The organism is Microbacterium sp. M1A1_1b, assembly GCF_053345565.1.
On the sequence record NZ_JBKFAJ010000005.1, the window covers coordinates 217,741 to 232,788 of the forward strand.

Annotated in this window: 14 protein-coding genes; 3 read left to right on the forward strand and 11 right to left on the reverse strand. The window is 72.2% G+C overall.

Annotated features, from left to right (window positions below; genetic code table 11):
- Positions 1–15: 15 nt before the first annotated feature.
- The 3 genes from ACLBWP_RS13390 to ACLBWP_RS13400 form a co-directional block, all read right to left on the reverse strand.
- Positions 16–393, reverse strand: coding sequence for a type II toxin-antitoxin system death-on-curing family toxin (locus ACLBWP_RS13390; protein WP_447655535.1), 378 nt, complete (start codon positions 391–393; stop codon positions 16–18).
- Positions 394–455: 62 nt separating this feature from the next.
- Positions 456–1,163, reverse strand: a complete 708-nt coding sequence (locus tag ACLBWP_RS13395; protein ID WP_447655536.1) for a response regulator — start codon at positions 1,161–1,163, stop codon at positions 456–458.
- Positions 1,160–2,434, reverse strand: coding sequence for a sensor histidine kinase (locus ACLBWP_RS13400; RefSeq protein WP_447655537.1), 1,275 nt, complete (start codon positions 2,432–2,434; stop codon positions 1,160–1,162). The genes ACLBWP_RS13395 and ACLBWP_RS13400 overlap by 4 nt, the downstream gene beginning before the upstream one ends.
- A gap of 214 nt (positions 2,435–2,648) precedes the next feature.
- Here ACLBWP_RS13400 and ACLBWP_RS13405 point away from each other — a divergent pair, with 214 nt between their 5' ends.
- A complete protein-coding gene (locus ACLBWP_RS13405; RefSeq protein ID WP_243560982.1) occupies positions 2,649–2,888 on the forward strand; it encodes an SHOCT domain-containing protein in 240 nt (79 codons plus the stop codon).
- Here ACLBWP_RS13405 and ACLBWP_RS13410 read toward each other — a convergent pair.
- Positions 2,875–3,417 carry a gluconokinase gene (locus ACLBWP_RS13410; protein ID WP_447655538.1) on the reverse strand — a complete coding sequence of 181 codons (543 nt, stop codon included), beginning with the start codon at positions 3,415–3,417 and terminating at the stop codon, positions 2,875–2,877. The two genes, ACLBWP_RS13405 and ACLBWP_RS13410, sit on opposite strands and share 14 nt — an antisense overlap.
- A 172-nt stretch (positions 3,418–3,589) precedes the next feature.
- Here ACLBWP_RS13410 and gndA point away from each other — a divergent pair, with 172 nt between their 5' ends.
- On the forward strand, positions 3,590–5,050 hold the full coding sequence (gene gndA / locus ACLBWP_RS13415; RefSeq protein WP_447655539.1) for an NADP-dependent phosphogluconate dehydrogenase: 1,461 nt from the start codon (positions 3,590–3,592) through the stop codon (positions 5,048–5,050).
- 162 nt (positions 5,051–5,212) lie between these two features.
- Here gndA and ACLBWP_RS13420 read toward each other — a convergent pair whose 3' ends face one another.
- Positions 5,213–5,896, reverse strand: coding sequence for a hypothetical protein (locus ACLBWP_RS13420; protein WP_243560985.1), 684 nt, complete (start codon positions 5,894–5,896; stop codon positions 5,213–5,215).
- Positions 5,897–6,031: 135 nt separating this feature from the next.
- On the opposite strand from ACLBWP_RS13420, the gene ACLBWP_RS13425 reads away from it, so the two are divergent.
- Positions 6,032–7,576 (forward strand): molybdopterin-dependent oxidoreductase, encoded by a 1,545-nt coding sequence (locus ACLBWP_RS13425; protein ID WP_447655634.1) that lies wholly within the window; start codon positions 6,032–6,034, stop codon positions 7,574–7,576.
- A gap of 28 nt (positions 7,577–7,604) precedes the next feature.
- Here ACLBWP_RS13425 and ACLBWP_RS13430 read toward each other — a convergent pair whose 3' ends face one another.
- The 6 genes from ACLBWP_RS13430 to ACLBWP_RS13455 all read right to left on the reverse strand — a co-directional run bounded on the left by ACLBWP_RS13430 (position 7,605) and on the right by ACLBWP_RS13455 (position 15,047).
- On the reverse strand, positions 7,605–8,384 hold the full coding sequence (locus tag ACLBWP_RS13430) for a putative protein N(5)-glutamine methyltransferase (RefSeq protein WP_447655635.1): 780 nt from the start codon (positions 8,382–8,384) through the stop codon (positions 7,605–7,607).
- Complete coding sequence (locus tag ACLBWP_RS13435; protein WP_243560987.1) at positions 8,381–9,358, reverse strand: ribose-phosphate diphosphokinase; 978 nt, start codon at positions 9,356–9,358, stop codon at positions 8,381–8,383. Before ACLBWP_RS13435 ends, ACLBWP_RS13430 begins: the two co-directional genes overlap by 4 nt.
- Before the next feature lie 92 nt (positions 9,359–9,450).
- Entirely contained in the window at positions 9,451–10,878 is a 1,428-nt protein-coding gene (glmU, locus tag ACLBWP_RS13440) for a bifunctional UDP-N-acetylglucosamine diphosphorylase/glucosamine-1-phosphate N-acetyltransferase GlmU (RefSeq protein ID WP_243560988.1), read from the reverse strand.
- Between the two features lie 227 nt (positions 10,879–11,105).
- Positions 11,106–12,479, reverse strand: a complete 1,374-nt coding sequence (locus ACLBWP_RS13445) for an MFS transporter (protein WP_447655540.1) — start codon at positions 12,477–12,479, stop codon at positions 11,106–11,108.
- A gap of 208 nt (positions 12,480–12,687) precedes the next feature.
- Complete coding sequence (locus ACLBWP_RS13450) at positions 12,688–13,746, reverse strand: NAD(P)-dependent alcohol dehydrogenase (RefSeq protein WP_447655541.1); 1,059 nt, start codon at positions 13,744–13,746, stop codon at positions 12,688–12,690.
- The gene (locus ACLBWP_RS13455) at positions 13,743–15,047 is read right to left on the reverse strand and encodes an ROK family transcriptional regulator (protein ID WP_447655542.1); all 1,305 of its coding nucleotides are present in this window, start codon (positions 15,045–15,047) and stop codon (positions 13,743–13,745) included. The genes ACLBWP_RS13450 and ACLBWP_RS13455 overlap by 4 nt, the downstream gene beginning before the upstream one ends.
- Position 15,048 lies beyond the last annotated feature (1 nt).

A 15,048-nucleotide genomic window follows, 5' to 3' on the forward strand; every position in this document is an offset into this window, starting at 1 on the left:
GGCGGACGCACGCGTTCAGCTCGGGGTCGCCGCACCGCGGAGCTGTGCAGCGATCGCCTCGACGTCGTCGAGTCGTCCGTCGGCGATCGCGACGATGAACGCGTACGCCTGGTCGTTCGACATGGTGAGCCTCCGGCCGTTCACCCCGAGGAACACGACCAGCAGCATCAGCCCCGGCCGCTCGTCGCCGTCCACCAGCGCGTGGTTGCCGACGGTCGAGTGGACGAGTGCCGCGGCTTTGTCGACGAGCGTCGGGGAGACATCCTGCCTGCCGACCGTCGCGGCGGGTCGGGCGACGGCAGCCTGCAGCAGCCCCGGATCTCGGACCAGGGCATCGGACCCCACGGTCCGTCGGACGACGTGGAGCGCTTCGTCGAGGGTCAGGTGAATCACGATGCGCAGGACTCACTGCGCGAGGCGGTCGAGTGCCTCGGCGTACCGCGGCGGCAGGCCGGTCATGCCTGCCACCCGGGCGTCGCCAGCCCCGTCTCGTAGGCGAACACCACGAGCTGGGCACGGTCCCGCGCACCGAGCTTGATCATCGTGCGGGACACGTGGGTCTTCGCGGTGGTCGGACTGACGAACAACCGCTCGGCGATCTCGGTGTTGGTGAGCCCGGCCGCGACGAGCCGCATCACCTGGCGTTCGCGGTCGGTCAGGACGTCGAGCCCGGGAGCGAGTGCGGCCGGCTTGGCGTGGGTCGCGAAGGCCTCGACCAGGGAACGCGTCGCGCCGGGCGACAGCAGGGACTCACCCGCCACCACGGTACGGATCGCGCGGAGGAGCTCGGCAGGCTCGGTGTCCTTGACCAGGAACCCGGCGGCGCCACCACGGATCGCCTCGAACACGTAGTCGTCCTCTTCGAAGGTGGTGAGGACCACGACGTGGACGTCTGCCAGGGCCGGGTCGGCCGAGATGCGCCGGGTCGCCGCGAGCCCGTCGGTGCCGGGCATCCGGATGTCCATGAGCACGACGTCCGGGCGCTCACGCGTGGCGATCTGCACGGCGGCGTCACCGTCGCCGGCCTCGCCCACGACGGTCATGCCGGGCTCGGCGTCGACGAGTGCCCGCAGCCCAGCGCGGATGAGGACCTGGTCGTCGGCCAGCACCACACGGATCGGCGTCGCCGGGGTGGTGACGAGGCCGGCGAGGCGGTCGGTCATGCGTCCCGCTCCGGTGTCCCGGACGGCAGGCGCGCAACGACCGTCCATCCGCCGTCCGGCCGGGGTCCGGCGCGGAATTCGCCGCCGACCGCGATGGCTCGTTCGCGCATGCCGATGATCCCGTTGCCGGACTCGCCGAACAGCGCGGGCGGCACCCCCGCGGCACGGCGTGCGGAGTCGGACGCCGCGGTCGGCTCGTCCTCGACGACCAGGTCGACCACGTCCGTCCCGATGTCGAGCGTCAGGGTCGCGCGGTGGTCGGGCGCGTGCTTCATGACGTTCGTGATCGACTCTTGTGCGATGCGGAACGCGCTGCGGTCGACGACCCCGTCGATCGCTGACGGGTCGCCGTGGACCTCGGCCGTGACGTCGAGCCCGGCAGCACGAGCGCGCTCGACCAGGTCGGCCACGCGGGCGAGTCCAGGCGTCGGGGTGCGCTCGGCTCGGTCGGCGTCGACTGCTCGCAGGACACCCAGCACCCTCCGGAGCTCGACCAGGGCCTGCTTGCTCGTGTCGCGGATGCTCGTCAGGGCCTGCTGGGTCGGCTCGGGCAGTTCCCCGCCGAGGTGCAGCGCGACGCCGGCCTGCAGGTTGATCAGGGACATGCTGTGTGCGACCGAGTCGTGGAGCTCCCGCGCGATCCGCACGCGTTCGTCGTCGGCTCGCGCGCGTTCCGCCGCAGCGCGGGCACGACGTGCTTCGGTGGCACGCTGCACCCGCACCCGGACGACTTCGGTGATCGCGACGGTCGCGGTCAGCCAGGCGAGGCAGAGCGTCACGGTGGTGGTCGAGGCGAACGGGGCACGTCCGGTGAGCGTGTCCGCCCACGGCAACACGACCACCGCGATGCCCGCAGCAACCCAGACGGCGACACGGTGACCGCGGAACCAGGCGTTCGCCAGGGCCATCGTGAGGGCCGCGACGAACGGGCCGCGCGGGCTGACGACGAGCGCGTAGCCGATCGTCGTACCGAGGCTCACCGCGAGGACTGCGACGGGCCACCGCCAGCGGAACGGCAGCGCGACGACGCCCGCGACGAGCAGGACGACGGCAAGCGGCCCGACGTCGACCGGCTCGAGCCCCGGCCGGCCACCGCCTGCCCACGGCGGACCGGAACCGTCCCCGGCGCCCGACCACCGCGACGCGGCCAGGGTCACCACGATCTGGACGACCGCCACCGGGACGACCCGGCCGATGCGCGCGAACCGCAGCCGACCCGTGCGGCCGGTGAACGGCCGGTGCGGCTCGGCGGCCTGCGTGTCGGTGGTCATGCTCCGACTCTAGGGTCGAGCCTCCTCCGCGGCGTCGGGCCGCGGGGGGACCTGTGGACTACTCCCCGGGGAGTACCGGCATGTGGAGGAGGCGCCGCCGTACGACCCCGGGAGCAGGAGGAAGTGGGCCTCGGCGACGGACGCGCCACGGGCCTCCCGACCGGAGTCTTGGAGGGTCGCATCTGCGGCACCGGATCCGACCCAGGAGGTCACCATGCTCACCACCCTCGCCGCCACCGCTCCGTACTGGCACGGCGGCGGATTCCCGTTCCCCGTCTTCCCCGTGTTCTTCTTCGTCGTGTTCCTGGTCCTGTTCCTGGTGGTCGGCGTCCTGCGCCGTGGGAGCTGGCGGGCACGCGCCGATGCCCGGTCGGTGCTGGCAGACCGCTTCGCCCGCGGTGAGATCAGCGCCGAGGAGTACCGCTCGCGGCTGTCCGAGCTCAGTCGGAAGTGACGGGCGGCAGTGCGTCGAGGATCGCGGCGACGGTGTCGTCCACGGAACCGTGGATCGGGATCGACGCCGCGGCCTCGTCGGCCTGCGGGCGATCGAGTGTGGCGAACTGCGAGTCGAGCAGGGAGTTCGGCATGTACTCGTGGTGCCGGTGCGACTGGCGCTCGGCGATGAGGTCCTGCGACCCGTCCAGGAACGCGATCACCAGGTCCGGCGCGCTCGTCCGCAGCCGGTCGCGGTAGGCACGCTTCAGCGCGGAGTTCGCCATCACGCAGCGCTTCCCGCCTGCCTGAACCGCCGCGATGCGTGCAGCGCAGGCGTCGAGCCACGGCCAGCGGTCCTGGTCGGTCAGCGGGGTGCCCTGCCGCATCTTCTCCTTGTTGGCGGCGGGGTGCAGGTCGTCGGCGTCGATGAACTCGGCCGGCTCGCCGCGGGCGACGAGTGCGCGGGTGAGTGCCTCGCCCACCGTCGACTTGCCGGAGCCGGAGACCCCCATCACCAGGACGGGCGGGCGGACGGATCGGTCGCTCATCCCTCCACCGTAGGGAGACGGGTGAACACCATCCACAGGTTGCGGCAACACCCGTGCGGTCCCAAGCGTCGATCCGTAGGTTGGCCGCAGGACATCGGCACTGCGCTGGTGCAACGTGGCATCGCGCTGCTGCAGTGTGTGCGGGCGTCGCGACGTCAGGACGAAGGAGACCATGGTGGCAGACAGCAACGGACAGGCGAACATCGGCGTGGTGGGGCTCGCGGTGATGGGGTCGAACCTCGCCCGCAACCTCGCGTCGCGCGAGGGCAACACGGTCGCGGTCTACAACCGCACGTACGCGCGCACCGAAGAACTCATGCAGGAGCACGGCGACGCCGGCTTCATCGCGTCCGAGTCGATCGACGACTTCGTCGCATCGCTCTCCAAGCCCCGCACCGCGATCATCATGGTGCAGGCCGGCAAGGGCACCGACGCCGTCATCGAGCAGCTCGCGGAGCGGTTCGAAGAGGGCGACATCATCGTCGACGGCGGCAACGCCAACTTCCACGACACCATCCGCCGCGAGCACGACCTGCGCGACAAGGGCCTGAACTTCGTCGGTACCGGCATCTCCGGCGGCGAAGAAGGCGCGCTCAACGGCCCGTCGATCATGCCCGGTGGCTCGAAAGAGGCCTGGGAGACCCTCGGCCCGATCCTGAAGTCGATCGCCGCGGTCGCCGAGGGCGAGCCGTGCGTGACCCACATCGGCACCGACGGCGCCGGCCACTTCGTCAAGATGGTGCACAACGGCATCGAGTACGCCGACATGCAGCTCATCGCCGAGTCCTACGACCTGCTCCGCCGCGCCGGTGGGCACAGCGTCGACGAGCTCGTCCAGATCTACAGCAAGTGGAACGAGGGCGACCTCGAGTCCTACCTGATCGAGATCACCGGCGAGGTCCTCAAGCAGCAGGACGCCGACACCGGCAAGCCCCTGGTCGACGTCATCCGCGACGAAGCCGGCTCCAAGGGCACCGGCGTGTGGACGGTGCAGAACGCCGTCGGTCTCGGCATCCCCGTCTCGGGCATCGGCGAAGCCGTCTTCGCCCGTGCGGTGTCATCCAAGCCGTCACAGCGTGCCGCGGTCCAGCGGTCGGTGCAGAGCCGACCCGACATCGCGCAGGTCCCCGACACCTTCGAGGACGACGTCCGTGCCGCGCTCTACGCGTCGAAGGTCGTCGCGTACGCACAGGGCTTCGACCTCATCATCGCCGGGGCCAAGGAGTACGACTGGGACATCAACCTCGGCAACATCGCCAAGATCTGGCGCGGCGGCTGCATCATCCGTGCGCAGTTCCTCAACCGCATCGTCGAGGCCTACGACAAGAACCCCGAGCTCGAGTCGCTGCTGGTGGACCCGTACTTCGCGAACGCCGTCGCCGAGGGCGAAGCCGCGTGGCGCCGCATCGTCGGCATCGCGGCCGCGTCCGGCATCCCGGCGCCGGGGTTCTCGTCCGCGCTGTCCTACTACGACTCGCTGGCGTCCGACCGCCTGCCCGCGTCGCTGATCCAGGGGCAGCGCGACTTCTTCGGCGCACACACCTACCAGCGCGTCGACAAGGACGGCACCTTCCACACGCTGTGGTCCGACGACGACCGTCGCGAGGTCGAGCAGGAGCCGTCGACGCACTAGCTGTCAGCGGCGCCGCGCTCGGGACGGGTCTCGCCACACGGCGGGACCCGTCCTGCGTCAGACCACGACGCGTGCGGCACCGACGCGTGGGGCACCGACGCGTGCGGCACCGACGCGTGGGGCACCGACGCGGCGGACGCCGACGCGTCTGGCGACGACGCGTCAGGCGACGATGCGCTCCCGTGCCAGCTCCGCCAGCAGCCGTTCGAGCTTCGGACCCCGCCCCAGCAACCGCCGCGAGCCCGGCGCCGTCCGGACATGGAACGTGGCGACCGCCATCGAGTCGTCCGGCCGCACGTAGTGGACGGCGATCGCGCAGGCGTCCCGGTGACCCGGTGCCGGCACGTCCTCGAGTCCGATGTGCATCACCCGGCTCCAGCGGATCACGAGCAGCCGGGTGGCCCGCCGCTCGTCGAGTTCCCACAGCGAGGCCTCGGTCGCGCCGAACGCCCACGTGACCCGCGGTCCGAGCGTCACGTCGGAACGCTGCTCCTCGACCGCGGCGCGCAGCTCGGCCGTCGGCGCCGCGGGCACGAGCCACACGGTGGGGTCGATGCGACGGATCGCGAACGCCAGCGACTCGTCCTCGCGGCGACGACGCATCCCCTGCATGCGGATGACCCCGGCCAGGATGACCCCCACCCCGAAGGCGATCACGACGACCTCGGCGACACCGAACGCGGTCATGTCGGCGTCGGGGCGCTGCGCGACGACGACGACCCGCGCCACCAGCAGCGCTCCCCACACGGCGACGATGACCCAGCGCACGGTCAGCAGTCGCCGGTCGGGTGACATCGGGCGGCGGGCGCGCGGGTCCCCGGGGACACGACCGCGACGCCTCAGCACACCCTGATCCTCGCACGCCCGCCCGGCCAGGGGCACCGCACCCCGGATGAACACGAACAGGACCCATGGCCGGGACGCGGCTGGGTCCCAGTCCGCCGGACGTACGATCGTCCCGTGCCTGCCCCTGGAACGTCGATGCGGCCGCGCCTGCTGGCCGCGGTGTCGGGTGTCGTCGCCGCGCTCGCGTTCCTGGCGGTCGCCGAGCTCGCCGCCCTGTTCCTCGGCGGTGCCGGCAGCCCGCTCGTGGCGGTCGGCGGCGCGGTCATCGACCTGGCTCCGGCGGGGGCGAAGGACCTGATGGTCTCCCTGTTCGGTACGGGCGACAAGGTCGCGCTCTTCGTGCTGATGGGCGTCCTGATACTCGCGATCTCGGCTGCCGCCGGGATCCTCGAACGACGCCGTCCCCCGTTCGGTGCGATGGTCTTCGCGCTCGGCGGTGCGCTGTCGTTGCTCGCCGTCACGACGCGCTCCGGATCGGGGATGTGGGACGGCCTGCCCTCGGTCGTCGGCGTCGGTGCGGCGATCGGTGTGCTCCGTCCGCTCATCACCCGACTGCGCCGCTGGGAGGCGGTCGCCGAGACCCCCACCCGGCAGGACGCCGCCCGACCGGAACGCCGGGCGTTCCTGGCGTGGTCGGTGACCGCCGGAGCGCTGGCCCTGGTCGTCGGGACCGGCGCGCGGCTCGGCTCGGCCGCGATGCAACGCACGGCCGCCATCCGACGTGCGGTGCGCCTCCCGGCCCCCGCGACAGCGGCACCGGCCGTGCCGGCGGGCTCGTCCCTCGACGTCAGCGGGATCACCCCGTACGTGACGCCGAACGCCGACTTCTACCGGATCGACACGGCACTGCGTGTGCCGTCGATCGACCCGGCCGACTGGAGCCTGCGCATCCACGGCGCCGTCGAGCACGAGATCACGCTGACTTGGGACGAGCTGCTGGCGCTCCCGATGACCGAGCACATGGCAACACTGAGCTGCGTGTCGAACGAGGTCGGCGGTGACCTGATCGGCAACGCCCTGTGGCTCGGGTACCCGATCCGCGACCTGCTGGCCCGCGCGAAGCCGACCGGGAACGCCGACATGGTGCTGTCCCGCAGCATCGACGGGTTCACCGCCGGCACCCCCCTCGACGTCCTGCAGGACACCGGCACCCAGGCACTGCTGGCCGTCGGCATGAACGGCGACCCGCTGCCGGCCGAGCACGGCTTCCCCGTCCGCATGGTCGTGCCGGGCCTGTTCGGCTACGTCTCCGCGACGAAGTGGGTCACCGAGATGGAGGTCACCCGCTTCGCCGACGCGCAGGGCTACTGGACGCCCCGCGGCTGGTCAGAGCGCGGTCCGGTCAAGCTCGAGTCGCGGATCGACACCCCGGCGAACGGCACCAGCGTCACGTCCGGTGACCGGGTCGCGATCGCGGGCGTCGCCTGGCAGCCGCACATCGGGGTCAAGGCCGTGCAGGTCAAGGTCGGGGCCGCGGACTGGCAGGACGCGGAACTCGCTGACTCGGTGTCGGCCGACACCTGGCGCCAGTGGGTCTACCGCTGGACGGCGACGTCCGGCAACCACGAGGTCCGTGTCCGCGCCGTCAGCAGCGACGGTCAGGTGCAGACGAGCGTCGAGCGACCGCCCGCGCCCAACGGTGCGACGGGCTGGGACACGATCACGATCAGCGCGGGCTGACGCCGTCAGCCGGGAGGCCCGGTGTGCGTCACACGGGCAGCGTCGCCACCACGCACGTGCCGTCCACGGCGTCGTCGTGCTCGACGCGCGTCCGGAACCCAGCCGCACCGAACGCCGCCGCTGACGCGTCGGCCTGCGTATCGGAGACCTCGATGACGACCGAGCCACCCGGACGCAGCCACTCCCCTGCGCCGAGCGCGATGCGCCGGTGCAGGTCGAGCCCGTCGTCGCCGCCGTCGAGCGCCACCCGGTGCTCGTGGTCGCGCGCCTCGGACGGCATCGTCGCGACGGCATCGGTCGGGACGTACGGGGCGTTCACCGCGATGACGTCCACCGCGCCGCGGAATCGTGCCGGCAGCGGGGCGAACAAGTCGCCGGCGACGACGATCCCGCGATCGCCGACGTTCTCGGCCGCCAAGGCGACGGCGTCCGGGTCGATGTCGCTGGCGACCAGGTCGAGTGCGCCCACCCGCTCGAGCAGTGCCACCGCGATCGCCCCGGCACCACAGCACAGGTCCACCACCCGGTCGTAGCGGTGCAGCAGTCGCGCTGCCTGCTCGACCACGACGGTGGTACGGGTACGCGGCACGAAGACCCCCGGTGTCACCCGGATGCGGTGCCCGTCGAACGCCGCCCAGCCGAGCACGACCTCGAGCGGTTCGCCGCGCAGTCGCCGCTGCACCAGGGACCGCAGGCGTACCGGGTCACCGTCACCGGCATCGAGCAGCAGGTCGGCCTCGTCTTCGGCGAACACGCTGCCCGCCGCCCGGAGTCGGGCGGCGAGGGCGGCGCGAGCGGGGTGCGTCAGGCTGCACCGTCGAACATCGAGGTCACGGAGCCGTCGTCGAAGACCTCGTGGATCGCGCGGGCCAGCAGCGGGGCGATCGGCAGGACCTCGAGTCGTTCCCAGCGCTTGTCGTGCGGCACGGGCAGCGTGTCCGTGACGACGACGCGGTCGATGAACTCGCTCTGCAGCAGTTCCGTCGCGGGGTCGGAGAAGACCGCGTGCGTGGCGGCCACGACGACACCGATCGCCCCGGCGGCCTTGAGGGCTTCGGCCGCCTTGGCGATCGTGCGGCCGGTGTCGATGAGGTCGTCGACCAGCAGGCACCAGCGCCCGGAGACGTCGCCGACGATCTCGTGCACCGTGACCTGGTTCGGGACCAGGGGGTCACGACGCTTGTGGATGATGGCGAGCGGTGCGCCCAGCTTCTCCGACCAGATGTCGGCCACACGGACACGGCCCATGTCGGGCGACACGACCGTCAGCATCGACGGGTCGAGGATCGCCTTGAAGTGCTCGAGCAGCACCGGCATCGCGAACAGGTGGTCGACGGGCCCGTCGAAGAACCCCTGGATCTGCGCGGCGTGCAGGTCGACGCTCATGATGCGGTGGGCGCCGGCGGCCTTGAACAGGTCAGCGACCAGACGCGCCGAGATCGGTTCGCGGCCACGGCCCTTCTTGTCCTGACGCGCGTACGGGTAGAACGGCGCGACGACCGTGATGCGCTTGGCCGACGCACGCTTGAGCGCGTCGACGATGATGAGCTGCTCCATCAGCCACTCGTTGATGGGCGACGTGTGCGACTGGATGACGAACGCGTCGCAGCCGCGGACCGACTCGTCGAAGCGGACGTAGAGCTCACCGTTCGCGAACGTTCGGGCATCCGTCGGGACGAGGTCGACGCCGAGTTCCTCGGCGATCTGCTCCGACAGCTCGGGGTGTGCTCGCCCGGAGACGAGGACGAGTCGTTTCTGGCCGGTGATCTTGATTCCGGACAAGTGCCGTACTCACTCCCTGGCCCAGCTGGGCCGTGTGGCCGGGGACCCGGATCCGGGCCCCCGTGTGACGACCGGTGGCCGTCGAGAAGGTGTCATGCTCCGTGCGCGCGCCGAGCCGCCTCGGCCGCCGGCGTGCCGGGTCGGTGTTCGGAGACCCAGTCGTCGGTGTTGCGCTGTGGGGCGTAGCTGATCGCGAGCGACCCGGCCGGCACGTCCTTGCGGACCGTCGTGCCTGCACCGGTGTACGCCCCGTCACCAATCCTAACGGGGGCGACGAAGACGTTGTGCGAGCCTGTACGGACGTGCGAGCCGACCTCGGTGCGGTGCTTGTGCACACCGTCGTAGTTCGCGGTGATGGTGTTCGCCCCGATGTTCGAGTCCTCGCCCACCTCGGCGTCGCCGATGTAGGACAGGTGCGGCACCTTGCTGCCGCGGCCGATCGTGGCGTTCTTGGTCTCGACGAAGGTGCCGATCTTGCCGTGGTCGCCCAGCGCCGTCCCCGGACGCAGGTACGCGAACGGCCCGACCGAGGCGTCGTCGCCGATGACCGCCAGCGTGGCGTCGACGCGGTTCACCGTGGCGCGGGCACCGACCTCGGTGTCGCGCAGGGTCGTCCCCGGTCCGACGACGGCACCCGCAGCGATGGCGGTGGCCCCGATGAGCTGCGTGTCGGGGAGGATCTCGGCGTCCGGCTCGATCGTCACGTCGAGGTCGATCCACGTCGACCGCGGGTCCTGCACGGACACGCCCGCCAGCTGGTGCGCCCGGACGATGCGGTCGTTGAGCACCCGTGCGGCGTCGGCGAGCTGTGCGCGGTCGTTGATGCCGGCGAGCAGCCACGGGTCGTCGAAGCGCAGCACGTCGATGCGCCCGCCGCGTGCGGCGATGAGGGACGGCGCGTCGGTGATGTACTTCTCGCCCTGCACGTTCGCGGTCGTCAGCTGCGGCAGCACGGCACGCAGGTGGGTCACGTCGAAGGCGTAGATGCCCGCGTTCGCCTCGGTGATGGTCCGCTGCTCGTCGGTGGCGTCCTTGTGCTCGACGACCCCCACGAACGCACCGTGCTCGTCACGCAGGATGCGGCCCAGTCCGGTCGGGTCGGGTGCGATCGCGCTGAGGAAGGTGACCGCGTTCGTCGCCGTGGTGTGGGCCTGGACCAGGCGACGGAGGGACGCCGGGTCGACGAGCGGGACGTCACCGGAGAGCACGACGACCGATCCGTCGAAGTCCGCGGGCAGGGCCTGGACGGCGACCTCGACCGCGCGGCCGGTGCCGGGGACCTCGTCCTGGTCGACGACGACGGCGTCGGGCATCCGCTCGGTGACCTCGGCGGCGACGCGCTCACGTTCGTGGCGGACCACCACGGCGATGTGCGCGGGCTCGAGGGACTCGGCCGTCCGCAGCACGTGCGCGATGAGCGGCAGGCCGGCGAGCCGGTGCAGCACCTTCGGGGTCGAGGACTTCATGCGCGTGCCCTGCCCGGCGGCGAGGACGACGACGGCGATCCGCTGGTCGGTCATGTCCCCATCCTGGCGCACCCGACTGCGGCGCACCAACGCACGCCGGACTCGTGCGGTGCCGCGGCGGACCCCCGCAACCACGGCGGGCGACCACCCGCGCGACACCACCGATGTCGTACGACAACGCACATGTCGCACCTGCGGCACTCGACCGGCCGCGCGACACCTGCGACGTCGTACGACAGCGGACGTGTCGTTCCAGGTCGGCAGACCCGCCCGCGCGGACTTCAGCGCGCCGCGCGGCCCTCGTCCCGCACGAACGCCATCAGCACCAGCCCCGCGACGAGCACCACCACGACACCGATGATGCCGAAGCGCGTGGACCCGCCGAGGGTGACCGCGATGCCGAACATGGCGGGAGCGATGAACGACGCCGCGCGACCGGTCGTGGCGTACAGGCCGAACAGCTCACCCTCGCGACCCGGGGTCGCCAGCCGGCTCAGGTACGCCCGCGAGGACGACTGCACGGGCCCGACGAAGGCGCACAGCGCCAACCCGAGCACCCAGAAGCCGATCGGCGCCGACCCGACGAAGAACACCGCAGCACCGCACACGGCCAGTCCGACGAGCGAGACCATGATGAGCACGCGGGACCCGAACCGGTCGTCGAGCCGGCCCGAGGCGAAGGTCGCGACGCCCGCGACGATGTTGGCGGCGATGGCGAACAGGATGACCTGGGACGCGCTGAAGCCGAAGACCTGTGCGGCGATGATCCCGCCGAACGTGAACACGCCCCCGACGCCGTCGCGGAACACGGCACTGGCGACCAGGAACGACAGCACGTTCCGGCGCTCGCGCCACAGCCGGGCGATGTCCCGCCCGAGGTCGCGGTAGGCCGACCACAGGGAGCCACGACGCGTGGGGTCCGCCGGTGCCTCGGGGACGACCAGGAACAGCGGGATCGAGCTGACGGCGAGCCAGATCGCGGCGATGCCGATCGCGACCCGCACGTCCCACTGCCCGGACGCCACGGTGGCCGGCAGGTTCAGCAACCCCGCGGTGTCGCCGGCGCCGAAGTCCTGGATGCACAGCACCAGCAGCACGACCAGCAGCACGATGCCGCCGAAGTACCCCGCCGCCCACCCGATCGCGGACACGCGGCCGGTCTTCTGCCCGACCGCCACCTGCCCGAGCATCGCGTTGTAGCCGACGCAGGCGATCTCGTACGCGGCGGTCCCGATGCCGATCAGAGCTGCCCCCAGCACCAGGAACGGCTGGCTCGGGGCGACGAACACCATCGCGCCGATCGACAGGGCGACGCCGATCGTGGCGACGAGCACCGAGCGGCGACGGTGTCCGGACGAGTCCGCGAGCCGACCCACCGCGGGGGCGACCAACGCGACGACGATGCCGGCGATGGTCAGTGCCGTCGAGACGACCCCGGCGTTGTGCGCGAGTTCCCGTTCGACGGCCTGCTTCGCGGCCGCGGAGGTGTCCTCGGCTGCGACGAGCGCGGGGTCGACGAAGGCGCGGCTGGCCAGGTAGGTGCTGAAGACGAAGGTGGTCACGACCGCGTTGAAGGCCGCGGAGCCCCAGTCCCACAGCGCCCAGGACACGAGGGCTCGGCGATCGGTGCGCTGCGGCGGCGGAGCGACGGTCATGCGCGAACCGTAGCGCGTCCCGGTGACGCGGGGGTGGCCCCCGTTCCGGGGCACGCACCGACTGGAGGCTCGGTGCCGGACCCGCGCCGAGCCTCCCGTCCGCCCCGGGGCACGCTGACGGGCGGATCGCACCCCTGCACGCACATCGCGCCACGCCGGAACGGGGCGCGATGTGTGCAGCGGGGTGCGATGCCGCGCATCGCGCAGGTCAGGCGGGGACGCCGCCCGGGTACACGACGGACTTCAGCGACTCGGGGTCGGTGTCGCTCTCGAGCGCCTGCCGCACGTCGTCCAGCCCGAACCGGCCGGTGACCAGCGAGTCCAGGTCGACCTGCCCCGACGCGACGAGCTCGATCGCGACCGGCCACGTGTTCGTGTACCGGAAGATGCCGGTGACGGTGACCTCGAGGTTCTGGACATGCTCGACCGGCAGGGTCATCTCGGAGTTGCCGAGCCCGACCAGGACCGCCGCGCCGGCGGGGCCGACCGCCTTGATGCCGTCCGACACCGCGCGGGGTGCTCCGCTGGCGTCGATGAACGCGTCGACGGGGGTGATGTCCGCGGTGACGTCGACGACGGTGGGGTCGACGACCTCGGTCGCACCGAAGGACAGGGCACGCTCGCGGCGTTCGGCGACCAGGTCGCTGATGACGATGCGGGTCGCGCCGAACGCCCGCGCTGCCTGCGCGCAGATGATGCCGATCGGGCCAGCCCCGGCGATGAGCACCGACGAGCCGGGGACGATGCCGGCCTTGCGGACCGCGGCGATGCCGACCGACAGCGGTTCGAGCAGCGCACCGGCCTCGAACGACACCGCATCGGGCAGCGTGTGCGCGAACTCGGCCTCGATCGTGACGAACTCGGCGAACGCGCCGTCGACGGGCGGTGTCGCGTAGAAGCGCATGTGCGGGCAGAGGTTGTAGCGGCCGGCCAGGCACTGGGCGCAGCGGTGGCAGGGGCGCTGCGGCTCGATGGCGACGCGCTCCCCCACGCGGGACGGGTCGACGCCGTCGCCGACGGCCACGACGGTGCCGGACAGCTCGTGCCCAAGGACGAGCGGCTGCTCGACGACGAAGTCCCCGATGCGGCCGTGCCGGAAGTAGTGCACGTCCGAACCGCACACGCCGACGGCGGCGACCTGCACTAGCACGTCGCCCGGGTCGACGGCGGGGACGGGGCGGTCCTCGATGGTCAGGTCGTCCTGTCCGAGCAGGACGCTGACGCGCTGGGTGGTGGCGTTCTGGGAATCGGTTGCGGTGGTGCTCATGGTGTGGTCGCTTCCTGTTGCAGGGCAGAGCGGGTGGGGTCGTCGAGCAGGTCGCGGAAGCCGATCTCGGCCGCGCCGCGCAGCAGCACGTCCGCGCCGAGCGCGGTGGGGACGATGCGGACGCGGTCGGCCATCGCGGCCATCGACTGCGCGCGGACGGCGTCCACGATGCGGTCGCCGACGTGCCCGAGCAGGGTGCCGAGGAAGCCGCCGAGCGCGACGACCTCGGGGTTGACGGTGTGGATCGCGTTGCGCAGTCCGGTGGCGAGCGCCGCGACCTGCCGGTCGACGACCGCCTGCACCTCGGGCCCGCCGGCGGCGAGTGCCCGGCCCAACGCGGGGAGGTCGTCCGCGGCGACCCCGGTGACCGCGACCAGGTCGGCACGCGAGGCCTCGGTCTCCAGGCACCCGAAGGCGCCGCAGTGGCAGCGGATCCCGTTGTCGGCGACGAAGGTGTGCCCGAGCTCGCCGGCGTACCCGTCGGCGCCGCTCAGGGGCCGGCCGGCGCTGATGACGCCGCCACCGATGCCGGACGCGCCACCGTTCAGGTAGATGAGGTCCCGAACTCCTCGGCCGCTGCCGTACAGGTGCTCGGCGAAGGCGCCGAGGTTCGCGTCGTTCGCCACGCGCACCGGGCGGCCGGTCGCAGCGGCGAGCGGCTCGGCGAAGGGCTCGTCGCGCCAGCCGAGGTGCGGGGCGTACCGGACCAGGCCGTCCTCGACGCGGACCGTGCCGGGGATCGCGACACCGATGCCGACCGTCCGGAAGGGGCGCATGGTGTCGGCCAGGTCGTCGAGCATCGTGGCGACGGCGGCCACGGCCTGGGGTGCGGTGGGGCGCGATGTCGTCGGGGACGTCACACGGTGCCGGATGGTGCCGTCGAGTCCGACGAGTGCGACCGTGACCGCGTCGATCTCGACCGTGACGGCGACCGCGACCACGTCGGACGACGCACGGACGACGGGGCTCGGCCGCCCGACACCGACGCCGGCGCCGACACCGGCACCGGCACCGGCGCTGGCGCTGGACGCGGTTGCGCCGACGGCGACACGGCCCCCGGCCGCGGTGGCAGCCGCCGTACCGGGTGCGCCGCCGTCGGACTCGTGCACCAGACCGAGCGCCACGAGTTCGCCGACGAGCGCCAGGGTCGTCGAGCGGTTCAGGCCGGTGCGTCGGGTGACCTCGGCGCGCGTGACGGGGCCCTCCTGGTGGACGAGCCGGAGTACGCGCGCGGTGTTCCGGCGCGGAACCGCGCCACCCACGCCGCGCGCGCCGCCCACGCCGCCCGTCGCCGTCGCCATC

Coding starts and splice junctions, on each gene's coding strand:
- gndA (WP_447655539.1), top strand. CDS start 3,590: ATGGTGGCAGACAGCAACGGACAGGCGAACATCGGCGTGGTGGGGCTC.
- ACLBWP_RS13445 (WP_447655540.1), bottom strand. CDS start 12,479: ATGACCGTCGCTCCGCCGCCGCAGCGCACCGATCGCCGAGCCCTCGTG.
- ACLBWP_RS13450 (WP_447655541.1), bottom strand. CDS start 13,746: ATGAGCACCACCGCAACCGATTCCCAGAACGCCACCACCCAGCGCGTC.
- glmU (WP_243560988.1), bottom strand. CDS start 10,878: ATGACCGACCAGCGGATCGCCGTCGTCGTCCTCGCCGCCGGGCAGGGC.
- ACLBWP_RS13425 (WP_447655634.1), top strand. CDS start 6,032: ATGCGGCCGCGCCTGCTGGCCGCGGTGTCGGGTGTCGTCGCCGCGCTC.
- ACLBWP_RS13455 (WP_447655542.1), bottom strand. CDS start 15,047: ATGGCGACGGCGACGGGCGGCGTGGGCGGCGCGCGCGGCGTGGGTGGC.
- ACLBWP_RS13395 (WP_447655536.1), bottom strand. CDS start 1,163: ATGACCGACCGCCTCGCCGGCCTCGTCACCACCCCGGCGACGCCGATC.
- ACLBWP_RS13405 (WP_243560982.1), top strand. CDS start 2,649: ATGCTCACCACCCTCGCCGCCACCGCTCCGTACTGGCACGGCGGCGGA.
- ACLBWP_RS13410 (WP_447655538.1), bottom strand. CDS start 3,417: ATGAGCGACCGATCCGTCCGCCCGCCCGTCCTGGTGATGGGGGTCTCC.
- ACLBWP_RS13400 (WP_447655537.1), bottom strand. CDS start 2,434: ATGACCACCGACACGCAGGCCGCCGAGCCGCACCGGCCGTTCACCGGC.